This is a genomic window from Kitasatospora sp. NPDC015121, assembly GCF_055562955.1.
This window is the reverse complement of the sequence record NZ_JBVHEH010000005.1, coordinates 73,972-87,307: the sequence shown is the minus strand read 5'-3', so window position 1 is coordinate 87,307 and position 13,336 is coordinate 73,972. Positions and strand designations below refer to the sequence as shown.

The 13,336-nt window shown below is 74.2% G+C and carries 9 protein-coding genes; 2 read left to right on the top strand and 7 right to left on the bottom strand.

Going from position 1 to position 13,336, the window contains the following annotated elements:
- Positions 1–18: 18 nt before the first annotated feature.
- The 4 genes from ACZ3J7_RS08470 to ACZ3J7_RS08455 form a co-directional block, all read right to left on the bottom strand.
- A complete protein-coding gene (locus ACZ3J7_RS08470) occupies positions 19–1,383 on the bottom strand; it encodes a peptidoglycan-binding protein (RefSeq protein ID WP_465618187.1) in 1,365 nt (454 codons plus the stop codon).
- Between the two features lie 293 nt (positions 1,384–1,676).
- Entirely contained in the window at positions 1,677–2,732 is a 1,056-nt protein-coding gene (locus ACZ3J7_RS08465) for an XRE family transcriptional regulator (protein WP_465618185.1), read from the bottom strand.
- 248 nt (positions 2,733–2,980) lie between these two features.
- Complete coding sequence (locus ACZ3J7_RS08460; RefSeq protein WP_465618183.1) at positions 2,981–5,146, bottom strand: protease pro-enzyme activation domain-containing protein; 2,166 nt, start codon at positions 5,144–5,146, stop codon at positions 2,981–2,983.
- Between the two features lie 176 nt (positions 5,147–5,322).
- A complete protein-coding gene (locus tag ACZ3J7_RS08455; protein WP_465618181.1) occupies positions 5,323–6,798 on the bottom strand; it encodes an FAD-dependent monooxygenase in 1,476 nt (491 codons plus the stop codon).
- A gap of 129 nt (positions 6,799–6,927) precedes the next feature.
- Between ACZ3J7_RS08455 and ACZ3J7_RS08450 the strand changes: the two genes are divergently transcribed.
- Positions 6,928–8,163: a glycosyltransferase gene (locus ACZ3J7_RS08450; RefSeq protein ID WP_465618179.1), complete on the top strand. Its 1,236-nt coding sequence runs from the start codon at positions 6,928–6,930 to the stop codon at positions 8,161–8,163.
- A 72-nt stretch (positions 8,164–8,235) separates the two neighbouring features.
- Here ACZ3J7_RS08450 and paaN read toward each other — a convergent pair whose 3' ends face one another.
- From paaN to ACZ3J7_RS08435, 3 genes are all read right to left on the bottom strand, one after another.
- Positions 8,236–9,930 (bottom strand): phenylacetic acid degradation protein PaaN, encoded by a 1,695-nt coding sequence (gene paaN, locus ACZ3J7_RS08445; protein ID WP_465618177.1) that lies wholly within the window; start codon positions 9,928–9,930, stop codon positions 8,236–8,238.
- Positions 9,931–10,029: 99 nt separating this feature from the next.
- On the bottom strand, positions 10,030–10,779 hold the full coding sequence (locus tag ACZ3J7_RS08440; protein ID WP_465618175.1) for a hypothetical protein: 750 nt from the start codon (positions 10,777–10,779) through the stop codon (positions 10,030–10,032).
- Positions 10,780–10,886: 107 nt separating this feature from the next.
- Positions 10,887–12,152: a glycosyltransferase family 39 protein gene (locus tag ACZ3J7_RS08435; RefSeq protein ID WP_465618173.1), complete on the bottom strand. Its 1,266-nt coding sequence runs from the start codon at positions 12,150–12,152 to the stop codon at positions 10,887–10,889.
- Positions 12,153–12,300: 148 nt separating this feature from the next.
- On the opposite strand from ACZ3J7_RS08435, the gene ACZ3J7_RS08430 reads away from it, so the two are divergent.
- Complete coding sequence (locus tag ACZ3J7_RS08430; RefSeq protein WP_465618171.1) at positions 12,301–13,323, top strand: glycosyltransferase family 2 protein; 1,023 nt, start codon at positions 12,301–12,303, stop codon at positions 13,321–13,323.
- Positions 13,324–13,336: the final 13 nt, after the last annotated feature.

Here is a 13,336-nt window from a genome sequence, read left to right as displayed (position 1 = left end):
GCGGGCTCCCGCCGGACGTCAGGAGAACAGCAGCTTCCAGGTGTGCGGGCCCGGGTAGCCGTCCGCCTCGGCGCCGGACCAGCCCAGGGCGAGCTGGAAGGCCCGGACGTTGGCCCGGTCGGCCTCGCCCCAGTCCCGGCTCGGGCCCTCCCGGTAGGCGGCGCCGTAGCCCTTCTCGACCAGCCGCCGTCCGAGCCGCAGCACGTCGTCGTTGACCCGCCCCGGACCGAACCGGTCGGCGCCCGGGAAGGCCGGGGCGGTCGCGGGCGGCGGGGGCTCGGGAGTCGGCGGCGCGGGCGTTCCCGGCGGTGTCGTCGTCGGTGTCGTCGGCGTCGTCGGCGTCGTCGGCGTCGTCGTGGGTGTGGTGGGCGTCGTGGGCGCGGCGGGTGCGGGCGGGATGTCCTTGCCCTTGTGGTGGACCAGGAAGTCCCAGGTGTCCTTGCCCGGGTAGCCGTCCGCCTCGGCGCCGCGCCAGCCCTGGGCCAGCTGGAACGCCTCGGTGGCCCGGCGGTCGGCCTCGCCCCAGTCCGGGCTGGGCCCCTCCCGGTAGAACCGCCCGCCGCCCCGCTCGACCAGCATCTTCCCCAGCCGGGTCACGTACGGGTTGACCTTGCCCGGACCGAACGCGTCCGCCCCCGGGAAGGCGTCGGCGTCCGCGGGCGCCGGCATCGGCTGGCTCAGCCCCTTGTAGCGGTACGGCACGTAGGTGTTCGCGTTGCTCCAGTACGCGTACGGGGTGCTGCGCTTGGTGGTGCCCGGGCGGGTCTGCTCCAGGGCGGTGTAGCGGGTGCGCGCGGCGTCCAGCCAGCCGCCGAACAGGACGGTGTGCGAGCCGCCCTCCGGGTCCTTCGGGTTGTTGTAGACCAGCGCGTCGCCGGGCTGCAGGTCGTCCTTGGCGATCCGCTCCGCGAAGTCCGGCAGCGTCCAGGTGGTCTGGCTGCTGCCCAGGCCCCAGGCCATCGAGACGAAGCCCGAGCAGTCCTGGCGGTACCCGTCCGACCAGTACCGGCTCATGCTGTACGGCACCTTCTGGTCCACCCAGCCCTGCGCCCGCCGCATGATCTCGGCCCGGGTGGTGGCGGGCTGCGCGGCTATCGAGCGGCGGGCGGCGTCCGCGCCGTACGGGCCGGCGACCTCGCCCTGCGGCGTGTCGGGTATCAGCGGGCTGCTGTCGGTGCGCGGCGCGGCCGCGGCGGCCGGCCAGGCCGCGGAGCCGCCCAGCACGCTGCCGGCGGCGGCCAGCAGGACGGCCGCCCGGCGCGCCCCGCGCGGGGCGGTGCGCGGGCCGGAGCGGGCGGCGAGCAGCCGGGAGCGGCGGCGGTCGGCGCAGCCGCCGCAGGCGCAGGAGTCGTCCGGTTCGACGTCGCTGAACTCCATCAGCACGGGTGGTCCCGCCTTTCCTCGGTGGGCGCGGTGAGCGCGGTGAGTGGGACTCACGTTCCTCGGCGGGGGCGGCGCGGACCAGCCGGTCGGCGTTCGGGCAGGGCGGTTCGGGTGAACGCGCGCACCTCGGGGTCGGGCGTGGCGCGGACGGGCTGACGGGGTGACAAAGCGGGCCAATGGTGCGAAACGTGACGAAGTGGAAGGAAAGGGAGCAAAAGGGAAGGAATGGTCAGGAAAGGGAAGGATGGGGAAGAATCGGGAGGGAAGCGGAGGCCGTCCGGGCCGGTCCGGGGCTACTCCCACTGCCAGCGGATGCCCACCTGGCCCGGCTGCTGGTCGGCGGTGAGCACGTGCGCGCTGGCGGAGGCGCCGATCCACAGCGGCTCGCGGTGGCGGTCGACCTCGGTGCCGGGGGCGCGGTCGAAGCGCTCGCACTGGACGGGGACGGTGCCGGGGTCGAAGTGGACCTGGAGGACGTACTCCCGCACCGGCGCGGGGAAGAACCGCCCGTAGTCGATGGTGGGGCCGGAGTCGGGGATGTGCACCTCGTACTCCAGGACGGTGGTGTCCCCGAGGGCCAGCGGCCGGTCCAGCAGCAGTTCGGCGACCAGCAGGCCGCTCAGCGGGCGGCGGCGGACCCGGCCGAGGCGGGCGTGCCGGACGGCGGTGACCTCGGGGCAGCTCTCGACGCCCTCGTCCGCCTTGTGCACGACCACGTGCCGGGTGACGCCGTCGACGGTGGCCCGGACCACCTGGCGCATCCGCAGCAGGTAGCCGCGGCGGGAGGCGTCGACGTAGTAGGCGTCGTGGATGGACTGGCGCTCCAGCTGGCCGGCCGGCGGGGCGTCGAGCTCGGCGAAGACCTCGACCAGCTCGTCCTGGCCCGGCCAGACCTGCTCCAGCCGCAGGCCGTCGGGGGCCGGGCCCTGGGTGACCCAGCGGCCGCGCGGGCGGGGCGGGCCGAGCAGCGCGGTGAGCGCGCTGTGGCGCAGGCCCAGCAGTTCCTCCAGCAGGTGGACGGCGCGCAGCGAGGTGGCCCGCTCGGGCTGGCTGCGGCCGCGCCGCCAGTAGCTGAGGGTGGTGACGCTGACCCGGACGCCCTGCTTGGCGAGCGCCGCGCGGATCCGGTCCAGGCTCAGGCCGCTGTTCTCGATCGCGGCGTTCAGCACTTCGGCGAAGCCGCCCTGGACGGCCGCCGGTGCGGCCGTCGGAGCGGACGCGGGGGCCGGGCCGACGGGCGGGCCCCCGGGTATGTCGGCGGGTATGTCGGACGGCGGCTGCTCGCCGCCCTGCTCGCGCTGGCCGACCAGTCGGAGCCGGCCGGAGTGCTGCGGTTGTTGTGAACCCATGCGACACCTTTCCCACCCGGCGGGTTCGGCGGGACCGCCCCCCGGCTCCACGGTGCGTGACGGGGCTTCGGTGGTGCGCCGCCGAGCGTGTGGGAACCCTATTGAGGGTTGAGAGGCTACGTCATCAATCAGGACATATGACAGTGGTCACGACAACTATTTCGCGCGCGGATCGAACAGGAAACACTCCGGACACACCGGCGCCGGAAGCCCCTCCGGGGGCCTCCGGCACCGGCCCGGACGGGCGGTCAGGACACGGTGAGCGAGGTGTCGTCGACCACGAACGAGGTCTGCAGCGAGGCGTCCTCGACGCCGGTGAACTTCACCGTGACGGTCTGCCCGGCGTAGCCGGACAGGTCGACCGTCCTCTGCGCGTAGCCGGTGCCCCGGTCCAGGTTGGAGTAGGTCGCGACGGCGGTGCCGTTGACCGAGACGGTCAGCTTGTCGTACGCGGTGGTGGTGCTGGTCTCCGCGGTGTCGACGTGCAGCCAGAAGCCGAGCTTGGCGGTGCAGCCGGCCGGCACCGCCACCGACTGGGCGAGGGTGTCGGTGCGGGCCGAGCCGTAGCCGTTCAGCCAGGCCTTCCAGGAGCCGGTGCGCGCGGCCTCGGAGGCGGAGCTGTCGACCACGCCGCTGGAGGAGGTCCACGGTGCGGCGGTGCCGGTCTCGAAGCCCGGGTTGCCGAGCAGCTGGGCGGCGGTGCAGCCGGTGGGCGGCGGGGTGGTGCCGCCGGAGCCGAGCAGCGCGTTGGCCAGCCCGTCGGCGACCGGGGAGCCCCAGCCGGTGACCTGGTCGTAGCCGGTCCTGGTGCCGAAGTCCTGGTTGGCGCCGCTGGTGACGTCGTGGAAGGCGCCGCCGTACGCGGCGGAGTTGGTGACGGCGTAGATCTTCGGGTTGGCCTCGCCGAGCACCGGCTTGGCGGCGGCCCGCGCCTTCTGGTCGTACAGCGCGGCGAAGCCGGACCACAGCGGGGCGGCCGCCGAGGTGCCGCCGTAGACCTGCCAGCCGGCGCCGGTGCTGCCCTGGGTGTAGATCGCGAAGCCGCTGTTCGGGTCGGCGTTGGAGGAGACGTCCGGGACGGTGCGCATGGTGCCGGTGACGTTGGTGCCGGTCTGCCAGCTCGGCTTGGCGAACTGGGTGGAGACGCCGCCGCCCGCCGTCGACCAGGCGCTCTCCGAGCCGTAGGCGGTGCCGGAGACCTTCAGGTCGGTGCCGCCGACGCCGGTGTTGTACGGGCTGGAGGCGGGGAAGTCCACGGCCTTCACGGTGGAGCCGGAGGTCGACCGGGTGCAGTCCCGGGAGCCGTCGTCGCCGGAGGCCGAGAAGATCGAGATGCCCTGGGCGGCGGCCTGCTTGAAGGAGTTGTTCACCGCGGTCATCGAGGCGGCGGTGGTGTCCGGCTCGCAGGAGCCCCAGGAGATGGAGATGACCGAGACCCGGTTGTCCGAGACGATCCTGGCGGCCATGTCGATCTCGCCCTGGTCGCTGTTGGGCGCCTCGTACACCAGCTGGGTGGCCTTCGGGGCGACGCCGCGGACGATCTCGGAGTCCAGCTCCACCTCGCCCTGGCCGTCGCCCGGCTTCGCGTCGTAGGTGGCGCCGTCCACCGACACGGTGGTCACCGCCGGGCCGGACAGGCCGTACTGGCTGTCGTAGGCGGCCAGGTTCGCGGACTTGTAGCCGTCGAACTCCCAGAGCGCGACGGTGCTGCCGGTGCCGTCCGCGCCCAGCTGGTTCAGCCGGTACGCGCCGTCGTAGGAGGCCGGGCCGAAGCCGGACGGGGTGGCCCGCGGGGCGGCCGCGCCGGGCTTGGCGATCCGGGTGGTGCGCACGGTGTGGTCGTTCAGGCCGCTGACGCCCTCGACCAGGCCGGCCAGCGCGGCCGGGACCGAGGCGGCGGCGTCGTTGGCGAAGAACGTCCGGCCGCCCTGCTGCGGGTCGGTGTACGTCGACTCGTGGGTGCCGAACGCGGCGGACAGCCGGGCGCTGGTGCCGGTGGCGTTCACCACCTGGCGGTTGGCGCTGACCGAGTCGACGCGCAGGCCCTGGGCGGTGAGGAACGCCCGGACCTGCTCGACGTCGGCCGCGGTCGGGCCGAAGCGCTCGGTGAATTGCGCGGGCGTCAGGTAGTGCCCGTACTCGGCGGTGCCCGGGGTGGCGACCGCGGTGAGGAACCGGTCCAGCTCGGCGGTGTTCCGCAATTTCAGCGAGACCGCGACGGATATCTCGCGGTCGGCCGGGACGTCGCCCCGCTTCTGCGAGCGGGCGACGGCCGGGGTGACGGTCTGCGGCAGGGCCACCCGGGCGGTGGCGTTGGGGGACGGTGCGGCCTGGGCGGGGACGGTTCCCAGGCTGACCGCGGCGAGGGGAAGGACCGCGAGGGCGGCGGCAAGGGCGAGCGAGCGGGGTCGCACGGGCTCCTCCGGAAATCTGGCGGCGTTCCGGTTTTCGAAAACGCTCGCCAGAATCTCTCAGAGGGCTCCCAGGAATGGGCCCATGCCTGGGCAATTGCTTATTAAAAAACAGTCAACTGTGAACGGAGGGGCAATTCAGTGAATGGCTTCAATTCCGGCCGGGGGAGAACTGAACGTCAGGGGCGGCCCAGCCACCGGCTCATCGCCGCCCGCAGCTCGCCCCGGGTCGGGTCGGCGCAGGCCCAGGCCGCGTACCCGTCCGGACGGACCAGCAGCACGGTGTCGCGCAGCTTGCCGTGCGGGTCGGCGGGGGCCGCGGTGACCACCCGCTCCGCCCAGGAGTCGGCCACCGACAGCTCGTCGTTGCTGATCAGCACCGCCTTGCCGGCGCGCAGCGCCTCGTGCAGCCGGGCCGGGCCGCCCGGCACGTCCACCGCCAGGCGCAGGTCCGGGACCCGGCGGCCGGCCAGCGGGTGGGCGCCCTTCTCGGCCGGGTAGGCGTGGCCGATGCCGGAGACCTGCTTGGCGCCCAGCTCGGCCAGCGGGCCGAGGCGGTCGCCGGCCGCGCCCAGCGCCGAGCGCAGCGCCCGGGTCGGGGCGTGCCGGCCCAGGGCGAGCCGGACCAGCGCGCCGGAGGAGCGCAGCACGGCCCGGCCGACCGGGTGGCGCTCGGTCTGGTAGGTGTCCAGCAGGGCGTCCGGGGCCCAGCCGCGGACGGCGGCGACCAGCTTCCAGCTCAGGTTGGCGGCGTCCTGCAGGCCGGTGTTCATGCCCTGGCCGCCGGCCGGGGAGTGGCAGTGCGCGGCGTCGCCGGCCAGGAAGACCCGGCCGGAGCGGTAGCTGGGGGCCTGCCGCTCGTCGCTGTGGAAGCGCGAGGTCCAGCGGGCCTCGCCCACGCCCAGGTCACGGCCGGTCACCTCGCGCAGCAGGTCGGCGAGTTCGTCCAGCACCACCGGCTCGGAGTCCGGCGCCTGGTGCGCGCGGCTCCAGCCGATCGCCCGGTACCAGCCGTCGCCGAACGGTGCCAGGAAGGCGAACCCGGCCTCGCCCGCGCCCGCCGTCAGCGGCTCCGCGGGCTCGTCCGCCAGCCGGACGTCGGCCAGCATCACCGAGCGCACCACGGACTCGCCGGGGAACGGGATCCCCAGCAGGTCGCGCACCGCCGAGCGCACGCCGTCCGCGCCGACCGCGTACCGGGCCCGGAACGTCCGCTCGCCGTCGGCGGTGCGGGCGGTCAGGGTGACGCCGCCGGCGTCCTGCCGCAGGCCGGTCACCTCGGTGCCGCGGCGCAGGTCGGCGCCGGCCTTCACGGCCCGGTCGCGCAGCACCCGTTCGGTGTTCGACTGCGGGGTGACCAGCACGAACGGGAAGCGGGTGGGCAGGTTCGCCAGGTCGATCCGGATCCGGCCGAACAGCCGCAGCGAGGGCACCGACCGGCCGGTGGCGATCAGTTCGTCGGCCAGGCCGCGGGCGTCCAGCAGCTCCAGGGTGCGGGCGTGCACGGCGAACGCCCTGGTCAGGTTGGACTCCTCGGCCCGCTTCTCCAGCACCGTCACGCGCAGCCCGGCCGCGGCCAGGTCGCCGGCCAGCAGCAGGCCGGTCGGGCCGGCGCCGACCACCAGCACGTCGGCGGTGAACTCCGTCTCGGACATCCGTCACTCCCGTTCGTCTTGCCGCACGGACCGGTGGGCACCGGACCGTCGTCCCACGGCGCCGGGTTCTCAGCGGGCTCTCAGACTGCCATCATCGCGGGCCCATCAGGGGCTGTGAACCTCCTACGCATGACACAGCCAGCGATGCGCCGGGCCCTCCGTCCCGTCCCGGCGGCCGACGGCCGCGGCCGGGCCGACGCCGTGGTGAGGACCAAGCTCGTGGAGATCGTCGTACCCGTCTACAACGAGCAGCACTCGCTGGAGCGCTGCGTCCGTGAGCTGTACGCCTACCTGTCCGAGACCTTCCCGTACGACTACCTGATCACCGTGGCGGACAACGCCTCGGTGGACGCCACCTGGGAGGTCGCCACCGCGCTCGCCGCCGAACTCGGGCCGGTGCGCGCCGTGCACCTCGACCTCAAGGGCCGGGGCCGGGCGCTGCGCCAGGTGTGGGGCGACAGCGAGGCCGACGTGGTCGCCTACATGGACGTCGACCTGTCGACCGGCCTGGAGGCCTTCCTGCCGCTGGTCGCGCCGCTGCTGTCGGGCCACAGCGACCTGGCGATCGGCAGCCGGCTGCACCGGGGCTCGGCGGTGGTGCGCGGCCCCAAGCGGGAGTTCATCTCGCGGACCTACAACTTCCTGCTGCGGGCCACCATGGCGGCCAAGTTCTCCGACGCGCAGTGCGGGTTCAAGGCCGGCCGCACCGAGGTGGTCAAGCGGCTGCTGGACCGGGTCGAGGACGACGCCTGGTTCTTCGACACCGAGCTGCTGCTCCTCGCCGAGGCCTCCGGGCTGCGGATCCACGAGGTGCCGGTGGACTGGGTGGACGACCCGGACAGCCGGGTCGACATCGTCCGCACCGTCCTCGACGACCTCCGGGGCATGGCCCGGGTGGCCCGGCGCACGCTGGCCGGCCAGGGGAGCGTCGACCTGCCCGAGCGGGTCCGGCGGGCCCGGGTGCCGGCGGGCCTCGGCTGGCAGTCCGTCAGCTTCGCGGTGATCGGCGGCCTGTGCACGCTCGCCTACCTGCTGCTCTACCTGGGGCTGCGGCAACTGGTGCCCGCGCTGGCCGCCAACGCGCTGGCGCTGGCCGTCACCGCCGTGTTCAACACCGCCGCGAACCGGCGGTTCACCTTCGGCGTGACCGGCCGCCGGGACGCCCTCAAGCACCAACTGGAGGGCGGCATCGCCTTCCTGGTCGGCCTGGCGCTGACCAGCGGCGGCGTCGCCGTGCTGCACGCGGCCTCGCCCGGCGCCGGGCACGGCGTGGAGCTGGCGGTGCTGGTCGCGGCCAACGCGGCGGCGACGGTGGTGCGGTTCCTGCTGCTGCGGGTGTGGGTGTTCAACCCCCGGCGCGCCTAGGGCCCGCTCAGGAACGGGTGCGGGCCCGGGCGCCGTGGTGGGACGGTGTCCGGGCCCGCGCGTCCGGCCGTGCTACTTGCGGACCTCGACGACGCGGAACCGGTCGGCGACGAAGGCGGCGTCGCAGTACGCCGAGTTCGCGGCCGGGTTGGCGCCGGTGCCGTGCAGGTCGGAGAAGGCGGCGGTCTGGTTGACGTAGACGCCGCCGGTCAGGTTGAGCGAGAGCGAGACGCCGGCCTCCAGGCAGGCCTCGACCAGGGCGTCCTCGACGGCCGGGTCGGTGGTGTACGCGCCGGCGGTCATCGCGCCCTGCTCGGCGGTGGTGCGGCGGAGCAGGTCGACGGCGGCGGCGGTGGACTCCACGGCGACCGCGAAGGCGACCGGGCCGAAGCACTCGGTGAGGAAGCGGGCCCGGTCGTCCGGCTTGTCGGCGTCGGCCTTCAGCAGGGCGGGGGTGCGGATGGTCGCGCCGGGGAACTCGGCGGAGGCCACCACCCGGGGGGCGAGCGCGAGTTCGCCCAGCTCGCCGCCGGCCGCGGCGGCGCTGCGGGCCAGCACGGCCGGGTTGACCACGGCGCCGAGGACGGCGGCGGCCCGGGCGTCGTCGCCGAGCAGCCGGTCGACGGCGGCGGCGAGGTCGGCGACCACCTGCTCGTAGGAGCGCTCGCCGTCCTCGGTGCGGATGCCGGTGCGCGGGATCAGCAGGTTCTGCGGGGTGGTGCACATCTGGCCGCTGTACAGGCTGAGCGCGAAGGCCAGGTTGTCCAGCATGCCGCGGTAGTCGTCGGTGGAGTCGAGGACGACGGTGTTGACGCCGGCCTTCTCGGTGTACACCCGGGCCTGCCGGGCGTTGTCCTCCAGCCAGTCGCCGAAGCCGGTGGAGCCGGTGTAGTCGATCAGCTTCACCTCCGGGCGGACGGCCAGCGCCTTGGCGATCCCGGCGCCCTCGTGCTCGGCGGCCAGGCAGACCAGGTTCGGGTCGAAGCCGGTCTCGGCCAGCACCTCGCGGGCGATCCGCACGGTCAGCGCCAGCGGCAGCACCGCGCGCGGGTGCGGCTTGACCAGCACGCCGTTGCCGGTGGCCAGCGAGGCGAACAGGCCCGGGTAGCCGTTCCAGGTCGGGAAGGTGTTGCAGCCGACCAGCAGCGCGGTGCCGCGCGGGACGACGGTGAACTCCTTCGTCAGCACCAGCGGTTCGCGCTTGCCCTGCGGCTTCGTCCAGCGCGCCGAGCGGGGCAGCCGGGTCTGCTCGGCGTACGCGTACGCCACCGCCTCCAGGCCGCGGTCCTGCGCGTGCGGGCCGCCGGCCTGGAAGGCCATGCCGTACGCCTGGCCGGTGGTGTGCATCACCGTCTGCGCGAACTCGTGCGAGCGGGCGTTGATCCGGGCCAGCACCTCCAGGCAGACCGCGGCCCGCTCGGCCGGCGTCGCCCGCGCCCAGCCGGGCCGGGCCGCCGCCAGGGCGGCCAGCAGCGCGTCCGGCTCGGCGTGCGGGTAGGACACGCCCAGGGGGAGGCCGTACGGGGAGGCCTCGCCGGTCACCGGCGTGCCGTCGCCGGGGTGCCCGGGCAGGTCGAACTCCCGCCCCAGCAGCGCCTCGAAGGCGGCCTTGCCGTCGGCGGCGGCGCTCTCGCCGTACGCCTTGGGGAACTCCGGGTACGGGGACCAGTAGTCGCGTTCGGCGATCGCGGTCAGCGCGCGGTCCAGGGTGTCCTGGTGGCGGGCGAGCAGTTCGGCGACCGGCAGGGCGGGGGTCGCAGCGGCCATGGTGCGCTCCTCACGGGGGCGGGGCGGGACGCTCCTCAGCGTAACCGAACGATCGGTCGGTGCAAGAGCCCCCGGCCCGCTTTCCGGACGGGCGCCGGGTCAGCCCTGGAAGACCTGGTCGTCGGCGGGCGGCGCGGCCTGCGGGGAGCGCCCGAAGTCGCCCAGCCGGAGGACCATCCCGTCCCCGTCGCTCTCCGTCGCCAGCAGGTAGGGCCGCCCCTCGGCGGCGATGTGGTACCGGACGGGGTGGCCGTCCTCGTCGGTCATCGTGACGGTGACCGCGGCGGCCCCGTCCACCGGTTCGGTGCCGGCGACGGCGAGGTCCTTGGCGGGGCTGCCGTCGGTGTTCAGGCCGGTGCGCCGCTCGATCTGCACGGCCAGGTCGCAGAAGGAGGCCATCGTCCTGGACCCGCCGCCGACGGCGACCCACCTGCCGACCGCCCCGCCGGCCGCGCCCTCGGAGCGCGCGTAGCCGGCGTCCGGCTTCATCCAGGTCCGGGTGCCGACCCGCAGCAGCTCCGCCGAGCCCTTGCCGGCGAAGGTGAACCTGCCGGTGCAGTTGCCGGTGGCGTCCGCCGTGAAGGTGCCTTCGAGCGGCCCGTCCGGGTGCCGGGGCATCGTGACGGCCATGGTGACGCCGGTCAGCGTCTCGCCCGCGGCCCGGGACAGCGCCACGACGTCCGCCGCGGACCGCTCCGCCAGCGGTGTGACCGACGGGGACGGGGCCGCGGCGGCGGAGGAGGCGGGCGCGGCGGCGGGGGCCGCGGCGTCCTTCGAGTCGCAGGCCGCCAGCCCGCCGAGGGCGAGGACGGACAGGACGGTGACGACCGGGAGCCGGTTCGTGCGCATCGCGAGGATCCTTGGGGGAAAAGGGAGTTCGGACGCGCGAGTGTGGCAGTGCGCGGGGTCGCCCCCGCGCACCGGATACCGCTTCTTTGCCTCGGCTTGACCGGACTTTACGGAATTCCCAGCTCGAACAGGACGTACCCGGCGTACCAGCCGGAGGCCGCCGCGACCGTGCCCAGGGTCACGGCCAGCGAGGTGCGGGAGAGGCGCTTGAGGCCGACCGCGATCGGGAGGAAGAGCGGGAAGCAGGGCAGCAGGTAGCGCGAGGTGTTGCCGAAGATCTGCTGGCTGCCGAGGACCAGGACGATGGTGATGCCGGTGTAGACGAGCAGGAAGACCGGCGGGCGCATCCGGACCAGCAGGAAGATCAGGACCGGCAGGCTGAACACCAGGGACAGCGCGATCAGGTCCTCGGTGGGGTAGCCGAAGATGTAGTCGTGGTGGCCGAACAGCAGGTTCTCGATCACGTTGCCGGTGTGCTTGCCCCAGTCGAAGTAGTGCAGCCAGGCACCGCGCTGCAACTCGAAGTAGGCGCTCCAACTGCCCATCCGCCAGCTGGCCCAGGCGATGTAGCCGACGAACCCGAGCGGGGCGATCACCAGCGCGGACAGCGGGCCGAGGACCCCGTCCCGGCGCTTCCACAGCGCGATCAGCGCGGCCACGCCGACCGCGGCGGCCAGCGCGGCCGAGGTCGGGCGGTTCAGGCCGGCCACGAAGGAGGTGACGCCCGCGGCCAGCCAGTTGCGGGTCAGCACGAAGTAGCAGGCCCAGGCGGCCAGCGCGACGAACAGCGAGTCCGAGTAGACCGCCCACTCCACGCCCGAGCCCGGGAACACGCCCCACACGCCGGCCGCGATCACCGCCGCCCGGCGCCCCGCGAGCAGCTTGGCCACCGCGTAGATCCCGGCCGCCGCGACGAACGAGGACAGCACCGAGACCACGATTCCCGCGCCCTGGGAGCCCAGGCCGGTCACCGCCGAGACCATCTTGATCATGCCGGGGTAGAGCGGGAAGAACGCGACCGAGTTCTGCTCCAGCGTCCACGGACCCGAGGTGGACGGCACCAGCTTCGGGTCGTAGCCGTTCAGCGCGACCTGCTGGTACCACCAGCCGTCCCAGCCGCCGAGCACGTCCCAGACGTGCTTGCCGCCGCCGAACCGCGGGTTCTTGGTCAGGTACTCGCCCGACCAGGAGAGCAGCCACATGAAGGTGGTGAAGGCGATCAGCCGGACCGCCGCGAACACCGCCAGGGCCGGCCCGTACTCGGCGGCCGTCCGCCGCAGCCAGGCGCGCGGACCGGCCTCGGCCGCACCGGCGTCCGCGGGCGGATCGGGTCGCTCGACCACTTCGGTGTCGGGGCTCGCTGCCATCGCCATCAGGTCCTGTCTGGGTCTCGGGCCCCGCCGGGCCGCCCGGATGCTCGGGCGAGCCTACGGCACGCACCTCTGGTCTGTACCTGGTAGGAGGGCACGTGGCTACACTCCCCACCATCGGACGGACGTCACCCACCGGCGGGAGAGACAGATGAGCGCGGCGGCGCGAGCGGGCACCCTGCTGTCAGTGGTCGTCCCCATGTACAACGAGGAGGACGCGCTGCCCTCCTTCGCGGCCCGGATGCGCCCCGTCCTGGACGGCCTCGGCGTCCGCTACGAGGTGGTCGCGGTGGACGACGGCAGCGCCGACAAGACCGCCGCCCTGCTGCGCGACCTGGCCGCCGACTGGCCCGAGCTGCGGATGGTCCGGCTGCGCCGCAACAGCGGCCACCAGGCCGCGCTCACCGCCGGCCTCGACCACGCCGTCGGCGACTACGTGGCCAGCATCGACGCCGACCTGCAGGACCCGCCGGAGAAGATCCCCGAGATGCTGGAACTCGCCCGGGGCGAGGGCCTGGACATCGTCTACGGGGTGCGCGAGGACCGCTCCACCGACACCGGCTTCAAGCGCTGGACGGCCGGCGGCTACTACTGGCTGATGCGCCGCCTGGTCGGCCGCCAGGTGCCGGCCAACGCGGGCGACTTCCGGCTGCTCAGCCGGGAGGCCGTCGAGGCGCTGAAGGAGCTCCCCGACCAGCAGCGGGTCTACCGGCTGCTGGTGCCCTGGCTGGGCTTCCCCAGCGGCGAGGTGCGCTACGTCCGCGAGGAGCGGGTGGCCGGCAGCACGAAGTACCCGCTGACCAAGATGGTCCGGCTCGCCCTGGACAGCGTCACCGGCTTCTCCGCCGCCCCGCTGCGGCTGGCCACCTGGCTCGGCACCATCGCCTTCTTCACCTGCCTGCTGCTGCTCGGCTTCTCCCTCGCCGTCTACCTGTTCGGCGCCACCGTGCCCGGCTGGACCTCGCTCTTCGTCGGCCTGCTGTTCATCGGCGGCGTCCAGCTGATCTGCGTCGGCCTGCTCGGCGAGTACGTGGCCCGGATCTATACCTCGGTGCAGCGCCGCCCCGCCTACTTCGTCGCCGAGGACACCGCCCGGGCCGCCGCCGCCTCCGGCACCGCCGCCGCCTCCGGCACTGACACCGACACCGCCGACCACCGGCGGGCCCGGGCCTGAGGCCACCCCCCGG

Coding starts and splice junctions, on each gene's coding strand:
- ACZ3J7_RS08465 (WP_465618185.1), bottom strand. CDS start 2,732: ATGGGTTCACAACAACCGCAGCACTCCGGCCGGCTCCGACTGGTCGGC.
- ACZ3J7_RS08455 (WP_465618181.1), bottom strand. CDS start 6,798: ATGTCCGAGACGGAGTTCACCGCCGACGTGCTGGTGGTCGGCGCCGGC.
- ACZ3J7_RS08450 (WP_465618179.1), top strand. CDS start 6,928: ATGACACAGCCAGCGATGCGCCGGGCCCTCCGTCCCGTCCCGGCGGCC.
- paaN (WP_465618177.1), bottom strand. CDS start 9,930: ATGGCCGCTGCGACCCCCGCCCTGCCGGTCGCCGAACTGCTCGCCCGC.
- ACZ3J7_RS08440 (WP_465618175.1), bottom strand. CDS start 10,779: ATGCGCACGAACCGGCTCCCGGTCGTCACCGTCCTGTCCGTCCTCGCC.
- ACZ3J7_RS08435 (WP_465618173.1), bottom strand. CDS start 12,152: ATGGCGATGGCAGCGAGCCCCGACACCGAAGTGGTCGAGCGACCCGAT.
- ACZ3J7_RS08430 (WP_465618171.1), top strand. CDS start 12,301: ATGAGCGCGGCGGCGCGAGCGGGCACCCTGCTGTCAGTGGTCGTCCCC.